Consider the following 16,202-nt stretch of genomic DNA (forward strand, 5'->3'; position numbering starts at 1 on the left):
CCGTCGGGAGGGGTAACCCGGGCTACGCCCGGGTCCCGGACGCGCGGGCGGCAAGCCGCCCTATAACGGAAATTCCCGCCGCTGCGCGGCCGGGGTTGTGGGCATTTCCGTTGCGCTAAAACGCAATTTAGAAAATCGAAGCGAAACGAAAATCAGCGCTCGGCTCCATTCGGTGCAGCGTAAGAAAATCGGTGGCGCAATCACGAAATGCATTGCGCCACCGATTCGTTATCTACTGCTCCTGGGTTTGATGTGCCAGAACTGCCGCAGTCCGCAATTGTTCCCAGATCGCGGGGTGCAGACCGTTGTCGAGAACCTGCTCGAACATCTTCCCGAAGCTGTGGGACGGGTCGAGTCGGAGGCCACTCGTCAATGCTTCACGTGCCAGCGCAGAGCGGCGATTCACCCAGTTGAACACTCCGGCGAACACCATCAGCGGACCGGCCAAATCCTCGGGCAACAGTGCGCCGACCTGCCGCATTACCTCGGCGGCTGAATCGGCATTGTTTTCGTCGATGTGTGCGAACAACAGATCGCGCACCGTCACGTCATGCATGGCAGCAGCAATAACGGCTGCGTGCTCATCGGTAACGGTAATGCCGTGCTGTGACGTGCCGTCCAGGTAGTGCGAAAGTGCCAGATCGAATACCCGATCGGCCGCTCGCTGTGGCTCCATGGCGCGTAGAACGATGCGCTTGGCGCCGAAGGCCCGTGAGGCCGACGCAGCGCGTTCCGGGCCGTGCTGTGCGGCGGTAAACCCTGCTCGGATCTCGCTGCGGGTTTTGAGAATCGTTGTTCCCTCAAACAGCGCTTCGGTGATCAGCGGGTGTGCTGCGAGATCGACGGGTGTACCCGACTGTGCGGCAAGTGATCCCGCGCCCGTCCATCGGCGTACCAGACCATCGGTGAAAACGAACACAGGCGGAACTGAATCGGGCCGAAATGCTTCGAGCGCTTCGGCTACGTCATTGCCCCGTTCGAGCGTGCCAAAGACAACCACGAGCATCGATTGGCACTCTTCCAGAGCTGGTGTCACACGCAAGGAACTCAAAATTCCCTCCGACACGCCAGGGAGCAGGTTGAGGAGGGGGAGCATGGCGACCCTGCACGGGTGCACATCGAGGGTGATGATGACCAACTCGTCCTCGGGAAGATGGCCACCCATAGCCACGGCACCGGCGACAACATCGGACGGGCTGGTCATTCGGAAAGCTGGCATTACGGAACCCCTTTGGGTCGGTGGGCGAACTGGTCAGATTCACCCGATGGATTGGACTGACGAACACTTGAAAGTTACCCCACATGTACGACAAAAAGGCGCTTTGACCTGTGTCTATGTCCCCGGCGCACCCGGTGCCGGGGACATAGACACAGGAGGCGGCGCAAAGCGCCGGCCTCCTGTGGTCCTAGGTACTAAGGGGTAGTGATCACCTCGGCTGTGAATCTGCCGATCGGCGTGCGTGACAGACGAGAATTGGTGCCGCGCACATGCTCGAACCAGGCTTCGCGCTGATCGTCCGGCAGAGCGTCCCACGAGCTCGCCGTCAGAGTTTCGTAATCGAGAGCGGCGACAGTCTCGAGCGGTGTGAGCAGGCGCCAGCTGGCGAGGCGGTACACGTCCGCGAAGTGGCCGTTAACCGGTGGCCACTCGGTGTCGGGGTGGAGTCGCATAAATGTTTGGGCAGCAACACGTTCCACGGAACGTGCAACCGGATAGTGGCGCGACTGCCGAAATTCTCCGCTGTGAATCTCGTCCCGAAGGCGGTTCACGACCGAACCTCCTTGATGGAAGATGAACTGGCCGAAGCTGTTTCGGCTTTCTTCGCCTGCCTGTGTCCAGCAAGTTTGTGATACGGAATAGTGTCCGTCCAATCACCGCCAATCCTCGCCGGAACAGTGACAGATTTCTTGTTGACCCGAACCACTGGATACCAGGCACCCGAGCACCTGACCAGATCTCCTTTCGCGATCGTCTCCGGCCCGAAATTGTTGGCCTGGCCTGACGCGATCTGCTGGGCGCGGATTCCTTCCCAATAGGTGATCTGTTCGGCCCGCTCGGCGATACGGGTAATCAGCGACTGACGGTAGGTGCCCTCGGCCGGAGGGAATTTCTCGATCTGCTTCACGCCACGCACCACGAAGAGCGTCCGCTCGTGGCCGTCGAGCTCGCGTTGGTCCGCGCGCTGCTCTGCGTGCATTTTGTCGATTCGATTCTTCACGGTCACGGGGCTGTAGCGAGCCGCTGTGGTCACCGCTGCCGCCTCTGCGCGCCTACGTGCTTCCTTCGCATCCCCCTCGGCTGACACGGCCTGTCCCAGGCGCTGATGGACTTTCTCGAGCGCTCGCCGATGCCGCCCCTCCGAATGGTGCCCGATCTTGATCGGCTCACCCCCAGGAGGAAGCTGGGCAGCCGCGCGCTGTTCTGCCTCCCACGCCGACTCCGCCTGTTCTGACCGGCGCCCTGCCTTCAGCTCGAGCGCTTCCACCCGAGCAACTTGACGATCAATGCGATCGGCCTCGACCTCGGCCGTCGGCCGCGCTGTCGAGTCGATATCAATCTCGACATCGAAACCACTCGCGCGCAACGCCTCTGCAGTCAACTCAATCAGGCGAACCTTCGGAGCCCGATCCCTACTGCTCCGGATCCCCCAGAAACCGATACTGCGAAACCACCTCCACCCGTGCGCCGCCAATACATCTCCGGAACCATCGCCGCGAGAGGTCCCGTCAATCAGCGTTCCATCCGCGGCAGTGTGCGAAATCGTCAACGTCACTTCGAATCTCCGACCTAACAATGGGGCAGGTAGTCAGTCCGCCCGTCAGCAATTGGACACCTCCAAACCTACCCTCGATATCCGACAAAAACATGCATTCACCTGCGTGTATGTCCCCGCCGCACCCGGTGCCGGGGACATACACGCAGGTTGTGGTTGTCTATAGACAAGAACCATCAGGGAACGCGGCAGATGAGGCGAAACAATGATAAAAGCCAGTAGTACCGTCCAAACCGGAAACATTGGGGAATTAGCCGTCGGCTACCAGTTCACGAAATTAAATTGGCACGTAGCGCACAACCCTTCCGGCGAAGTCGGTACAGATGTCTTTCTGCAGCCGCGGACAGCAACAGGCATTGATTCTGGTGCACTCATCGTTGGTCAGGTGAAGAACGGGGACTCGTGGTTCGACCATCCGGAATTCGATTCGGACGGAAAACTTGTTGGATGGTGGTTCCGTGATCCCGACAGTGAGCATTTGAAGTATTGGCTCGAATACTCTGTGCCGGTCATCCTGTTCTTTCATGATGAGTCCACCGAAAAATCGTATTGGGTTCATGTGACACAGGATTCAGTTAAAAGTACCGGCAAAGGTGCCAAGATTCTTGTCCCCCTCGATTCAACTGTCGACAAACATCACATAGGAGACATCCTGGAAATCGCGACCAAAGGCCGAATCAACTCACAATGGGAAGGAACTGCGTGGGGTAGTGCGGAGATCTTGTCGACTGATCGTTACCGCTATGCGATGTTGACGCCGCGCCTGGTGGCCCCCCACCCGAACTCGCCAGTGACGAAACTGGAACCCCACGAAGCCATCGCATTGTTGATCAAAATGCGGCTGAGGCACCTGACACCGCGCACGGCGGTTGACGGGCCGGCCAAAAGCACTAAGGATCCGGCACCGGACCTCGCGGAATGCCGAAGCTCGACCACGTGGGGGTGGCGATTTTATGCTGCAGCGCACGACATTCTGGGCGGTGACGCCAACATTGGCGCACTCGAAAAACTCGTCAAGGATGCCAAGGCGCCATCGGAACGGGCTGCAGCCGCGGTGCTCGCCTGTGCTCTTTCCGTCGAAGACGGAAACCCACAAGGCGGATTGGACGTCGTAGACGGCGCTCTGACCCACAGCGATTACAGCGATGTCGATCGGGCGTGGCTCCTCCTGCACAGAGGCCGTTGTCTAGCCGAGCTCGGCGATCTCGCGAATGCACGTCTCTGTGCCGTCGACGTCCAAAAAATTCGAAATGTAGCGGTAGATGACCCAACCGCTATGGCAATCACAGGATCGGGCATTGATCTCATCTTCAGACTCAACCCATGGTCGACTGATAGCAAGGAAGTTATCGGTGTTGAGGAAGTGATCAAGGGCCGTGACACCCTCGCGTCGTGGTGGAGCCGGCAGGAGGTAGCGGACGGCCTGGAGATTCAGTTCACCGACCAGTTCCAAGTATGGGTGGGCAATTCTGAGGGCCCGGAACTCGATCCGACCAGCTTGAGGCTCCGGTCGGCGGCGCTGCTTTCCGGGATCGCTGCGGATCATTCATCCTGGCGAAGATCGCACACACTATTGGCCCAGTACACGCTCATGAACGACAGCTCAGCTGAGGAGATCGCTAAATCGCTGGCTGCGCTGAGACACGCAGGTGAACACAAGCTGATCGAGGACACTGTGCGGCATCTACTGAGGGTGGGGCCCGCAATCGCGGTCCGTGCTGCAGCGGGCGTTGTGCGACTTGAACGAGGGACTCGAACTTCGCTACACGCTGACCTGCAAATGATTTCGTCTGCCTCCGATGTCCTTGAAACAGACTGGGCAGACACGCATGCACGCTGGATACTGGCGAGCTTGAATGATACTGGCGACTTGGCAACTCGGCTGCAGCCGACCTTTTCGCTGGAGCATGCACTGCTGAAGGTTTTGTCGAATCTTGTTTCCGTGATTTCAGCGCCGGTCCTGCGTGAGGTGATCGAACACATCAAAGAATCTCCACAGCAAGGGGATATCGGCTCCTCGTACGATTGGGCAAGCGTCGTGGAGAACGTGCCAATAAGTGAATGGACCAGCGACGACAGAACGGCGGTTGCCGTGCGCAGCAAGGACGGCCCGGCACTCAAAGAAGCGTTCGATCGAATCCTCGCCAAGCACGATCCCGCCCATCGGGAAACGATTCGGAAGCGAATTGAAGAAGGGAACTTGTCCGCTCTCAGTGCTTTTGGAGATGTACGAGACCTAGATGACGACATAGCGAAGGGCGTCATTGAGAAACTGTCCTCCGCGACCGTCCAGCGGATCTCCGACCTCAAAAGCGGCTCATTCGCCATGGGAGTGAAGGACTTTGCATCCGATCTGGTCACACTGAATGTCTGGTATCCCCAGCTCGCTTCGTGGGATTCCATCTCCGACCTATTGACGACGGAACTGCCTTTCGTCTCTGACCTCCAGGGAGTGCTAGCGAGGATCGCAATTCTGGGGAAAAAGATTCCTCCAGAGGTGGTCGATGTTATTGCAGGTCCGCTCCATGACTTGATGGTCGCTCTTCCCTCAGAGGGGCCTAGTTTCAGTGATGAGGACGTGCGAGGTTCCGCGGCAGCTGCATTGGCGGCTGTTCGACCTGACGCGATCTCGGATGAGGAGCTGTGGGACCTTATGCGCGGCAACGTATACCAGCGTGCAGCGGCAGTCGAAGTAGTGTCAGGTAAGAAATCTGCGAACAGATATGACGTCCTTGTTGCGATGTCGCGGGACATGGACCCGTGGGTGCGCGCAGTGATAGCGCGTCAGATAGCCCGTGAAAAGCCAGTCGGTGGCGACATAAACCGCGCAAATCTGCTGCGTCGGCTGCTGGCAAACGAAGGAACCCTGGTTGCGCGGATGGTGGCGAGCACGATCAATTCGTCGCCACCTGATGAGGGCACTGACAAAGTGGTTGGCATGCTCCGCGGAAACTTCTCTGCTGGAGTGCGACGAGCAATCGCTGCGTACGACGCAAAACGGAATCCTGAGTGATTTCACCAGCAATGTAGCGGAAGTGGTCGAGGGATCGAGTTTCTTCAGACCGATGGGGCTCCGTCACTCTCGATATTGAGAGCGACGGAGCCGCGGTGCGGACGTGCCTAGATCCTCAGTTTTGATGTGATCTAGTGTCGCCCAGAGGGTTTCACTGTCACCATCCCGGCGGTGCTGATCGATGGCTGAGATCAGCTTGTCGATCACGATCCTTGCGGCCGGATTGAACGATGCCGCAGCGGCGCCGGCCCAAGCCAGTGGTTCGTCGGCGCGGTTGAGAATGCGGTCCAACGCACCTTCGCATCGGTCGAAGAATTTCCCGGTCCGTTTGGACTGGTTGGCATCCTGATCATCTGCTGCGAGCGCAGACTCGGCCAGGTCGAGAAACCCATTGATGATAGTGGTGGCACGGTTTCGTAGAACTGGGTCGAAACCCAAGGTCGCCCAGAAACTGTTCCACCGCACCCGATATCCGCGTTCGGAGTCGAGCGGTACGAGGTGATCGCGGATCAGCCGGCCGAGCGCTTCGTCATCGAGGTCGCGCAAGTGCCCCGCCAAGAGTGCCGGCTTCGACGCCGTCGGCAGCGGTCGTGGATCTTTGACGCGTTGCCAAGGCTGTGGGCCTACGGATTCGATCACGACGGAAGGTTCTCCGCCGGCCACGACACATCAGTCGCGCCGGCCGGCGACGCCCCTGCCTGGTCATCGATCAAGAACTCGGACAGCACAGCGCTGACGCGAGCTTCGATTGCACTGCTGGTGGGATTCATGTTCATGTCCTTATCTGCCGTTCATTTCAGTTCTCTCGCCACAGCTAACACCGCAAGGTCGACAGCCGGCGCGTCATCGGACCAGACCTGGGTTCGGCCCTGAGGCAGGATTTCAGAGCGAGGGTGCACACGCCATGGCTCCACCTCTTGCAGGACCTCGTGGGCCAGTACAACACCATGGAAACGGGTAGGCAGCGTCGTGAGGTCGACGATGGAGCCTCTACGGCGGAACTCCTTCATCGACCGCGCTGAACCGTTACTGATGACAACCTGCCGCCACGGCTTGCCCGCGAGGTCCACGATCGCAACCACGTGCGTATCGAGCCATCCACGATCACGCCACGCTGGCAAAATGCCTCGACCTTTTGGTAAGGCGATCGAAGTTATGGCGTCGCGGGCGTAGTCGGCTTGTTGCTGGCTGCGCAGTTCCGAATCCGGCGCCGGCAGACGCAACTGCGCCAACCGAGGAGAAGGGATCGCCGCAAGCTGGCGGTTGGTGCCAGAAAGCCACCGTCGCACGGTGCGCGTTGAAACCCCGCAAGCCTCGGCGACGACCGCGACGTCCACTCCCCCGCGCTCGGTCTCGCCGTAACAAGTCCGGAGCATCATTTCGAGTCGCTTGCGTGTCCACCGCGGTCCTCGCCGAGAGGTCATCGCTCGCTTACCGTTCCACGTCGAAGCTATTGATTTGGTAGAACTCCCAGCCACCGACATAGTCTTGGGCTCGGCTGTTCATCCAATTGATCATTCCCTTGTCGCCCCCATTTTCGTAGGCGCTCCACATGGATTCAACCTGGTCGGGTGTCAGGGCCAAGGTGATCATTCGGTCCCGCGCATACTCCCGGGTGCCGGGCCCCTGTACTGCGTCGATCTTGATCTTCCCACCGAAGTTCGACAGTGCTTTTCCTCGTGCGCTGCTGCGTACGCTCGACATCGCTTCTTTACGTGAGGTTCGAGTGGACGCGGACTGTTTCGCTTTGCGGGCCAATGCATTCAAGGTTTCGGTGCGTGGCTTCGCAATTCGCTGTCGGCCCTCGGGAGCCAGCCAACGCTCGACTGTTCGTTTGGAGACACCTAAATCACGTGCCGCTGCAGCGGTGTTGATTTCGCTGCGCTTTCCCGGTCCGTAAGCGGCCAGCAGCTGAGCCTTCAGGTTCGACGCATTTGGCTGTCCGGAAAGGTCGGCCCCTTGCCGGCCGGTCAACTTCCCGAAGAACTCCCCCTGAAGTTTTCCTCGTTCCCCCCGCAAGACTTCTCGGATGGCAGTCTGAGTGACACGAAGCTCTTTGGCTGCTCGCGAGATGTTGATTCGGCCGGCCACGACAGACCCGAAGTCGGAAAGACTGTCTGCGATGCGCGAATACGACGCCCTACTGAGTGGGTTGCGTGCCATCAGGAATCACTCCCCTCCGCACTAGCTGCCCATTCGTTCGGGGCAATCAGCTCCGACTTTCCCCGATAGCCTTGGCCGTCCAAATACTGCAGGTGGTCGGATAACAGTGCCGATCCTTCCGGCTTGTAGTTCCCGAACCCTCGTCCGAACTGCTTCTGATCTCCAGGCCATGCCAATTGTGGATCGCGCTCGTCGGAGACGTACAGGACGGTGTCTTTGGTGACCGCTACAGGCCACACTCCGCTGTCCTCGCCGATCTTCGCGATCCGATACATGATGTTCGCGCGAGATTTGGCGACAATGTGGTGGTGCCGCTCGGGCGAGTAGCCGGGTCGCCCGGCCAAATGCATGTCGGAGTTGAGCATGCCAATGGTGTGCGTATAGATCACTTTGTTCTGCTCACGTGCCAACAGTGCGTCGGTGTCACCCTCGATATCCAAGGCGGTTCGCGCATCGCGAATGCGTTCGTACCAGGGCACCAGAACTCGCCCGTGATCTCGCCAGACGAACGCTTCCAAGATCTCCGGCTCGTAACCGAGTTGTGCAGCGCGTTCGAGAGTCGGAGTGGTCACCCACTTCGGTTCGGAGATAGACAGCCCCATCGGATTCAAGGGATTCGGGTAACGCCAGTCCGCTGCTTCGGGGATCTCGATCAGCCAGTACCCGGGAAGCTTGCGATCGAACACCATCCCATCTGGGTGATGCTCTGGCTCCCCGATCGGCAATTCGAGACCAGCAATACCGGCAGCATAGGAACCGCCGCGATCGAAGGCATGAACATAGCGGCATTTCGCCTCGGCATCGGACAGAGTCCGCGACCAGTCGATATCGGCTTCGAAGATCTGGAACTTCTTCGCAAAATCCGAATCGGACGGCGCGAAGATCCGCTTCCATTCCTTGGGCCGGGCAGCGATCATCAAGTCGATCCCGGTCGATGCGGGACTCACAGCCCACGGGAATCGGAGTGCCCCGGCCAACAACGCAAGCCGCCTTGCCAACGTTGCTGCGGTAGGAGAGTCACCAAGTACGGGCATCTCTTTCGGGTCCTGGCTCATCCCGGAGATCAGAGCTACCCACACGCCGCGTGCCTCGCCTCGCCACACACGAGTCCAGGTCCCTAGCCGGTCACCCGGCTGCCCGCCAAGCTGCCACCCCTGAGCCAGTGCATCAGTCACAAATGCAGATTCGGACGACAGCTCCTTGAGTCGATCATTCCTGTTGCGTTTCCCCAACGTGCTGGTGTCAATGCCAACTTTCTGGGCCATCGCATCGGTGATCCAGATCTGACCAGGCACAGACCACGTGTCAGACGTCCACGTCCCGAGATTCAGCGTCGTGACCAACTCGGCGACATCTCCGACATGAGCGATCGGAGTAGCCAGCTCGTGACGACTGCCGTCCGGCAGCCACACTCCGTCGACATCGAGTACTGCAGCAGGCGCAGTGAACGCGGCCGCCTTCTCCTTGCCGGTCGTCTTCACTACCTTCGTGCGAGTCTCAGTGTCTTTCGGTGCCGGCGCTACCGGCGGTGAAGGTTCGGGAGCTGGCGTGATTTCTTCCTGATTTCCGGTTGTGCCAGCTGCAATCGCCCGAGAAGCGGCGGTGCTCTGCCACCAGCACGGGAGGTGCATCACGAGTCCGTCGATCTCCCAGCCAGCTTCGTCGCCATGGCAGAGAGCGCAGGTAGATGTAGGTGAGATCTGGAACCCGTCTGCGGAGAATCCCTCTGCATCGGTTTCAATCGCCATTTCAGGCTCCTTGTCGGTAATCGAGCTGGTCAGGCTCTTTGCTTCGGTGGACGAATCAGTCGAAGCTACTCCGTGTCCTGGACTGGTTGGACTACTCAGCCAGCCCTCGAAGAGATCCGGAATCACGGAGTGGCTCGAAGTCGGCTGGTCGGTGGGCTGATCATCGGGCGTCGGGTCAGTTGGTCCGCCCCATCCGGATTCCGGATCGATATTGTCGGGGCCGTCGTTGCCGAAAAGTTTGTCCAGCCGGAGAGCGACCATGCGCTGACGCCGGTTCTCGCATTTGATCATGCGCTGCACGGTGTAGCGAGGCATCCGTCCTTTTCGCTCTTCCGCGATCAGCACACCTTCGTCGTACAACGCCCTCGACGCCGTACCGCGATCGATTTGCAGTCCGTCTGTCATCGTTCCGCCGGCGGCCTTGAGTACCTGCTCGAGTCCAGTCAATTCGAGAAGCAGCTGCGGGTCCCCGTCGCACGGCCGAGGGTTCGACACGACATAACCCAGACGGATACCGCGGGCCTCCTCGCGCCACCGCTGAGCTCCGTCATTGCTGACGCCCATCGAACTTCGGCGCCAACCCAGTCGGCTGGCCAACGGCCATTCCGGCGCTTCCCCGGTTTCGACATCTTCGACAAACGCCAAACCAGTCTGCAATGCGTGTACCAGCAGCTCGCGCACTCGTCCGCCGGTACGCATCGGAAGATCGGGGTCGGTCGAAGCTGTTGCGGCATCGGATAATCCGAGAGTGACAAGGTCGCCGGTTTGCGCAACTTCCCCTTCTGTCAAGGCGCCGATATCGACGAGAAAGCGTGACATCGCGTGCCATCCAGCCCACAAGGAGCCCAAAGCATCTGCCTGACGGACGCTTTCGCCACTATCGCGCAGCTGGTTGCCGTAAGCATTTCCCTCCGCGAATGCTTCTTCGCGAATTTCCTCCAGCCGTGGGCACAGCCACTGCAAGAAGCTCGCCATCAGGAGAGCCCGCCCGTGCCGAGAGTCGGCGCCGTCGAGCCGCTTGAGCTCTTCGAGGTCGATCTCGGCAGCCTGAAGGGGAACGACCAGCATTCGCTGGGCTCCCGATCCAGGGCGCGGCATGACTTCAGACGTGATCAGTGCTGACGCCCGCGGCGGTGTGCCATCGAGGACTCCGAGACCGTCTCTGGTGCTGCGGCTCCTCTGCTCGCCATTGTGAACGAGCCGGGCGAACTCTTCGAGAGACTTCTGTGCAGCACCAAAATCGCGTGTCGGAGCGACATCATCTGCCCAGTACAAGGCGTCTTTCGCGGCGTTGAGTTTGATGCGTAACGCATTCAAGGTGTCACCGTTGCCGGACATCGATGTCGCTGGACGCCGGCGGTCCCATTTTTCTCCCCAGTGGTGCATCACAAGGGAGGCGATCGAGGTCTTGTAACTGCCCGGGGAGCCGATCAGAGCCAGCACCCAAGGGTTCGGGCCGAGCGCGGACCGGAAGACGTGGCCGAGAAGCGCTGCCGAGACTCGGGTAGGTGTTCGTTCGAGCATCGAGGCGGAGTGCAGCAAAAACGCCTCCCGGATCCGCTGAGGATCCGGACTGGGTGCCGGCAAGTCGTACATCCTCAAAGGCCCGGTCAGGAGGACCGGCGCCACCCGTCCGCCATTTGCGTCGATAGCACCGCCGGCGTGTACGAAGAAGTATTTTCCTTGCTCGTCTCGCCGCCATCCGGTGGATCGATACCGTACAACGCGCCGAATCTCGCGTCCGCCAGCGCCTTTGAGTGCGTCACGAAGCTTTGCAACGCCGCTGGGACGGCTGTCGTAAGCAGGAGGGCCTGGCAGAGTTTCCACCCATGCGCAGTCCCTGTACTCCTTTGCCGGGATCCGGATCCGCAGAAACTCGCGGCTGTCCGGATGCGTGTATCCGATGATCACCGCAGTGAGCTCCTGCGGCGAGGCAGGGTTAATTTCGTTCTGACCGGCCATCGCTTCGCGGCCCATCAAATCAGGCTCGTCGACGTCCACCCCATCGTCGGTGACTTCGAGATATTCCATCTCGACGATGCGAGCATCGATGTCCAGCACCAGCTTTGCCTGCTGATCGCCGTCTTTCCTGGTGACGATCTCGACGAGGTTTCCTTCGATGATTCGATAGACAGGGGCGATGAAATTGGTCCCGCGGATGCCATTGAGAACCACGACCGACGTCGCCGCCGGACCGTTCGCTGCGGTGGCCTCGTCCGCGCCAGCTTCAGTGACTGGCGCGGGTTCGAGCTCCGGATCCTGCAGCAGCGGAGGGATCGCGACGCCTGCGATCTCGTGAGCAGCTCGCGCCGCCACCCGGGCAGCATTCCAAGCAATCGTCGCGGACTCGACGGCTTCGCCGGCCCACTCGGTGCCTTCCTCGGCTGCCTGCTGAACGACTTTGTCCACGAGCTCGCTCAGATGCTCAAAACGGCGCTCAGCCTCCAGAGCCCAGCGCTGAGCGCGTACCAACTCTTCGTCGGACTCGACCTGCGTGTCAGCTAGATCGACACGCGCTACGGCCTCGGCGAGTGCGACCTCGACAAGGGTCTGCTTTTCGACCACGTCAGCAGCGAAGCTATGTGCGGCGACTTCTCCTGGACGGACCGGAGTAAACCCACCCCACTCGTCCTCGTCCGACCACAGCCCAGCCTCGACGTGGTCGGTGAAATCAGACTTCGGGGTGACTGTCGCAGGGAGTAACAGTTGAACCTGGGCGCCGACTCCACCCAGCAATGACGCAAGTTCTATGCCGCGCTTCCATCCGGCGCCATCTCGATCGAGAACGACGCGGACCTCTGCACCTTCGAAGAGCTCAGCGCAGGCAACGGGAAAGTTCAGCCCACCCTGCGCATTGGTGGTCGCGACCTGACCCAAATTCTCGGCGGTCTCGACATCCTTCTCACCTTCGAGCAACCAGACCGGTGACCCGGCAGCCAAGGCGGACAACAGGGAGGGAAGCCGATAAAGGACAGATTCGAAACCGTCGGGCTTGCGCTTGAGTCGGGTGCCGTTGGCACTGACAAACAACTGCCGGAACTGCTTATGACGTGCGCCGTCACAAGCACTGCATTCCTCGCGAATGACTTCTTGGACGACGACGCCGTCCGCAGACACGTACGGGTAGACCTTGACTCGATCCCAACTGTGCTCAACCTCTGGGGCTGGCGCAGCTACGGCGATGCGAGCCGGCAACCGCCCCCCTTTAGGGCGTCGTCGACCCGCACTCCGTTGCTGAGCCGATCGTCCGACCCGAGTGAGTGCATCGCGCTCAGGAAGCGGTTCGTCGAACAGATCGACCATGGTCAGGCCAAGACCCTCGGCAATTTCCGTAGCAGAGGCGTTGCACCCGTGGCAGTGCAAAAGCACCATGCCGCCGCGATGACCATTGACCCAGCTCACTGACAAAGACGCATGTCGGTCCGCATGGACAGGGCACAAGGCCATCAATTCGTGAGGGCTGCGGTGTTGGACCCCGCCATTGGCGTCGACTGCGGTGCGTACGCGGTCGAATGACGACATAGGGCCCGTCGCGGCGCCGCTCGATGCAACCGCCGTCATGCGATTGCCTCAGCGACACTCGACGCCAAGCCTGGCGAGTGTGCGCGGGATTTGGTTAGAATGGCCATAAGTCCTCTGGACTTGAGTAAGTGAAGTTCGGAAAGTGACGTTGCAAGTCGCTTCCCGGGACTGAAATCGAATCGAAGAACCCCCTCCGGCCGGCAAAGCAGTGGGGGTTTTTCGCTGTCTAAGGCCAATTCATGCGGGAACCGAAAGTTCGCCGGAGGCTGCTTCGCGAGCAGCCTGCGTCCGATGAAGTGCGTAACGGGCGTCGTGGATCCGGAGTCGCTCCGGATCCAACTTCGTGAGGATGTAGTCAGGAATGTCGAGGTTCGAGGCGCGCGCCATGACGAGCACCCAGTAGTCCCCGAGATCGATCCCGAGTTCGTCTGCTCGACGCTCGTAGACCTCGGCCTGGTTGAGGGGTGCGCGCACTGAGAGGCACCTGCGCGCGCCTTTACTTGGTCGTCCCATGGGATGAGCGTAAATCGAAACTGATTCTGAAACGGTGACGCTGGCGGTGTCAGCGTGTCGTGCCTGGCGCTGCTCATGTCTGAAATCCCCTCAACCCTCGCAATGAATGCCTCTGATCAGAGGAAGATCCGCGCGACCCGCGCCGTGTGACAGATGGGGTCAACAAATCTTCGTGCGCATCATGTCGCGACACCTGGACGGGCTGAGTCGGAGCGGAGTCTGGAAGCCAACGGCGCGACCTCCCCACTACTACGTGTGACCTATGCGCGAAGACGGTGGGGAGTGGGGGGAGTGGGAAGAAACACCAGTTCAGAGGCAAAAAACCACTCCCCAAAAAGGTGGGGAGTGGGGTGGGGAGCGGGGTGGGGATTGGCTTCAAAGACGCGATTGGGGATTTGCTCGGGACAGATTTACGTTTTGGTTTCGCAGCTACGGAAAGCCTCGAATTCGATGACAGTCCCCAGGGTCGTTCAAGAGGGGCCGATGACGGAGACGACCTCCGAGGCTCACTTCTCGCGGCCGCGGAGGTCGTCCGCCACTACCGAGTGTGCGCGCCCAGGTGCAGCGACAAGACGCCCGCAAGCAAGCGGCTGCGCGATTTGGAACCGACTACCTTCACTTGCTCGTCAAGCCAGTCGCGTTGAGCGGTGGTGAAGCGGAACCATGTCTCGACAGGTCCCCTGACCGCGAACGGCTCTTGATGGACTGGAATCCCTGAGGACGATCTGCCCGCTACTGGTTGGAAGAGGCCTCGCAGTCGCTCGATACCTACTGCGTCGAAGGCTTCGATGGCGACGTCGGCGTGGTCGCATCTCCGTTCAGCTGCCCGACTCACCAAGGCGTCGCGAGTGGCACGATCCAGGTAGGCGGTGACAGTCACCTTCGAGGTATCGGCAGGCGGCAGATACTCGTCTTCCAAAATCTGGGTTGACGGCGCTCCGGCGGCAGTGGGTGCAGGTTCGACCACAAATGGAGGCGCCTGCGGTGGCGCGACTGGAGCGGTGACAGCTTCGGGTTCCATCGGCTGCACCCGCACTGGAGATTCAGGCGCCGAGACGGCGGGTTGAGGGGCGTCGGTGACTCGTTTGGGAGCCGGCGGGTGAGGAGCGGTGGAGTCGATCTCGGGTTGAGCCGTGTCCGGTGTCTGTGGGCTCGCGGCGCGGCGAGGCTGCAGACCGCCTGCCGGGGGCAAGAGACCAGCGAGTCCCTCTGCTCGGTTGGGCTTCGGGGCGAAAGACCTGGCAATGCTCTTGCGGTTGCGGACCTTATCTTCACTCATGCCGAAGCCCTCTCAGCGGTGATGGTTGACATCCGTACGAGGATCTCGCGGGTGAGGTTTGAGTAGTCCTCGGCCAGGCCAGAGGCGTTTCGCGAGAGCATCAGATCCTTCGGTTTCGTGCCTTTCCTCAGCGCTGCGATCCGTGATGCGGTTTCCCCGGCCGATCGTTCCTCGAGCTCATGCACCAGTAGTCCCTGGCGTCGCGCGTCGAAGGCGGTGGTCTCCATCGTGCGGATCCGAGATTCGAAGGTCGGGGCCGAATCGCCGATCATCTCCTCGACTGCTTCTCGAATCGTTGCGTCAAGTTTGGTTGCGCGTGAGCTGACGCCGAAGAGGCAGATCCCGCCGAGTTGGAGCTGGGGGTTCACGGCAGGAAGGTTTCGTTCCGGATCTCCGTCTCGTGCTGCCGAGAACTGGCCGGCGATCGTTTCCATGCCGTCGAGGCTGGCATCATCTGCGCGGATTGGAATGACCACAGCGTGGACTACTTCCATCACTGCTTCGATGATCGTGAGATCCGTCGGAGGGGTATCGAAGATAATGACGTCGTAGTCTGCGGCCACTTGAAGCAACATGGCCAGCAAGAGCTGTCCTAGTCGTTTGCCTCCCTGTCGTTGCTGCCTGGACACCATGACTGCGGCAAGGTCGAACATTGCCGGGCCACCTGGAACGATGTCGAGATTCTCGCGGCCACCGACGTTTTGGATGATCGGCGGCGCCGACCCGCTCAAGAGGGCTGAGAACAAGGGCACGCCGTCCTCCTTCACGAATCCGAGGTCGCGGCACAAGTTGGCCTGGGGGTCGAAGTCAAGCAGGAGAACCCGGTATCCGCCGGCAGCGAGTAGGCCTCCGGTGTTCGCGCAGAGTGAGGTCTTGCCCACTCCCCCTTTGCCGTTGAAGAATCCGAAGCAGGCAGGCAGTTGCTGATGGGTGGGCGTCGTTGGAACGGCATCTACAGACATGGTGGTTCTCCCAATGGACGTTGGTTTGTGACGAGTGGTCTGTAAGAAAAGTTAGCAGGGGTCCTGGACAACTCGCGGTATGCCACGCGTGCGGAGCCGTATGTGTTCAGGCATGTAGTTCAGCATGCGGATCGGCGTGGCGTACTGCAGGGCTACCTGCGTTATTGACTGCAGATAAACCCGCTGGTTGGAGCGCATGACCATCAACGTGATTGTATGCGTGAAGTT

12 protein-coding genes are annotated in these 16,202 nt (G+C 60.3%); 1 reads left to right on the forward strand and 11 read right to left on the reverse strand.

Annotated elements, in window-relative coordinates; translation table 11 throughout:
* Window positions 1-232: 232 nt before the first annotated feature.
* From ACKAMS_RS30525 to ACKAMS_RS30535, 3 genes are all read right to left on the reverse strand, one after another.
* A complete protein-coding gene (locus ACKAMS_RS30525) occupies window positions 233-1,219 on the reverse strand; it encodes a DUF4192 domain-containing protein (RefSeq protein ID WP_118606251.1) in 987 nt (328 codons plus the stop codon).
* 194 nt (window positions 1,220-1,413) lie between these two features.
* Window positions 1,414-1,770, reverse strand: coding sequence for a hypothetical protein (locus ACKAMS_RS30530; protein WP_118606254.1), 357 nt, complete (start codon window positions 1,768-1,770; stop codon window positions 1,414-1,416).
* On the reverse strand, window positions 1,767-2,774 hold the full coding sequence (locus tag ACKAMS_RS30535; protein WP_118606257.1) for a DUF3560 domain-containing protein: 1,008 nt from the start codon (window positions 2,772-2,774) through the stop codon (window positions 1,767-1,769). The genes ACKAMS_RS30530 and ACKAMS_RS30535 overlap by 4 nt, the downstream gene beginning before the upstream one ends.
* Before the next feature lie 205 nt (window positions 2,775-2,979).
* Here ACKAMS_RS30535 and ACKAMS_RS30540 point away from each other — a divergent pair, with 205 nt between their 5' ends.
* Window positions 2,980-5,787, forward strand: a complete 2,808-nt coding sequence (locus ACKAMS_RS30540) for a DUF4365 domain-containing protein (RefSeq protein WP_118606260.1) — start codon at window positions 2,980-2,982, stop codon at window positions 5,785-5,787.
* A 63-nt stretch (window positions 5,788-5,850) separates the two neighbouring features.
* Here the strand turns inward: ACKAMS_RS30540 and ACKAMS_RS30545 are convergent, their stop codons facing one another.
* The 8 genes from ACKAMS_RS30545 to ACKAMS_RS30580 all read right to left on the reverse strand — a co-directional run bounded on the left by ACKAMS_RS30545 (window position 5,851) and on the right by ACKAMS_RS30580 (window position 15,974).
* Complete coding sequence (locus ACKAMS_RS30545; RefSeq protein WP_372581646.1) at window positions 5,851-6,426, reverse strand: hypothetical protein; 576 nt, start codon at window positions 6,424-6,426, stop codon at window positions 5,851-5,853.
* Window positions 6,423-6,557, reverse strand: coding sequence for a hypothetical protein (locus ACKAMS_RS30550; RefSeq protein WP_274542433.1), 135 nt, complete (start codon window positions 6,555-6,557; stop codon window positions 6,423-6,425). Before ACKAMS_RS30550 ends, ACKAMS_RS30545 begins: the two co-directional genes overlap by 4 nt.
* Before the next feature lie 21 nt (window positions 6,558-6,578).
* Window positions 6,579-7,211, reverse strand: a complete 633-nt coding sequence (locus ACKAMS_RS30555) for a helix-turn-helix domain-containing protein (RefSeq protein ID WP_118606266.1) — start codon at window positions 7,209-7,211, stop codon at window positions 6,579-6,581.
* 7 nt (window positions 7,212-7,218) lie between these two features.
* Window positions 7,219-7,950: a terminal protein gene (locus tag ACKAMS_RS30560; RefSeq protein ID WP_118606269.1), complete on the reverse strand. Its 732-nt coding sequence runs from the start codon at window positions 7,948-7,950 to the stop codon at window positions 7,219-7,221.
* A complete protein-coding gene (locus ACKAMS_RS30565; RefSeq protein WP_118606272.1) occupies window positions 7,950-13,259 on the reverse strand; it encodes a telomere-binding protein in 5,310 nt (1,769 codons plus the stop codon). The genes ACKAMS_RS30560 and ACKAMS_RS30565 overlap by 1 nt, the downstream gene beginning before the upstream one ends.
* A 198-nt stretch (window positions 13,260-13,457) precedes the next feature.
* On the reverse strand, window positions 13,458-13,694 hold the full coding sequence (locus ACKAMS_RS30570; RefSeq protein WP_238704812.1) for a hypothetical protein: 237 nt from the start codon (window positions 13,692-13,694) through the stop codon (window positions 13,458-13,460).
* 577 nt (window positions 13,695-14,271) lie between these two features.
* The gene (locus ACKAMS_RS30575) at window positions 14,272-15,012 is read right to left on the reverse strand and encodes a hypothetical protein (RefSeq protein ID WP_118603961.1); all 741 of its coding nucleotides are present in this window, start codon (window positions 15,010-15,012) and stop codon (window positions 14,272-14,274) included.
* Complete coding sequence (locus ACKAMS_RS30580; RefSeq protein WP_003942441.1) at window positions 15,009-15,974, reverse strand: ParA family protein; 966 nt, start codon at window positions 15,972-15,974, stop codon at window positions 15,009-15,011. The genes ACKAMS_RS30575 and ACKAMS_RS30580 overlap by 4 nt, the downstream gene beginning before the upstream one ends.
* Between the last annotated feature and the right edge of the window lie 228 nt (window positions 15,975-16,202).

This window comes from Rhodococcus sp. 5A-K4, from assembly GCF_046097995.1.
Classification (GTDB): Bacteria; Actinomycetota; Actinomycetes; order Mycobacteriales; family Mycobacteriaceae; genus Rhodococcus_F; species Rhodococcus_F erythropolis.

What these genes read in the sequence shown, in the direction of transcription:
- ACKAMS_RS30555 (WP_118606266.1), bottom strand. Translation starts at nt 7,211, where the DNA reads ATGACCTCTCGGCGAGGACCGCGGTGGACACGCAAGCGACTCGAAATG.
- ACKAMS_RS30540 (WP_118606260.1), top strand. Translation starts at nt 2,980, where the DNA reads ATGATAAAAGCCAGTAGTACCGTCCAAACCGGAAACATTGGGGAATTA.
- ACKAMS_RS30565 (WP_118606272.1), bottom strand. Translation starts at nt 13,259, where the DNA reads ATGACGGCGGTTGCATCGAGCGGCGCCGCGACGGGCCCTATGTCGTCA.
- ACKAMS_RS30550 (WP_274542433.1), bottom strand. Translation starts at nt 6,557, where the DNA reads ATGAATCCCACCAGCAGTGCAATCGAAGCTCGCGTCAGCGCTGTGCTG.
- ACKAMS_RS30525 (WP_118606251.1), bottom strand. Translation starts at nt 1,219, where the DNA reads ATGCCAGCTTTCCGAATGACCAGCCCGTCCGATGTTGTCGCCGGTGCC.
- ACKAMS_RS30560 (WP_118606269.1), bottom strand. Translation starts at nt 7,950, where the DNA reads ATGGCACGCAACCCACTCAGTAGGGCGTCGTATTCGCGCATCGCAGAC.
- ACKAMS_RS30575 (WP_118603961.1), bottom strand. Translation starts at nt 15,012, where the DNA reads ATGAGTGAAGATAAGGTCCGCAACCGCAAGAGCATTGCCAGGTCTTTC.
- ACKAMS_RS30580 (WP_003942441.1), bottom strand. Translation starts at nt 15,974, where the DNA reads ATGTCTGTAGATGCCGTTCCAACGACGCCCACCCATCAGCAACTGCCT.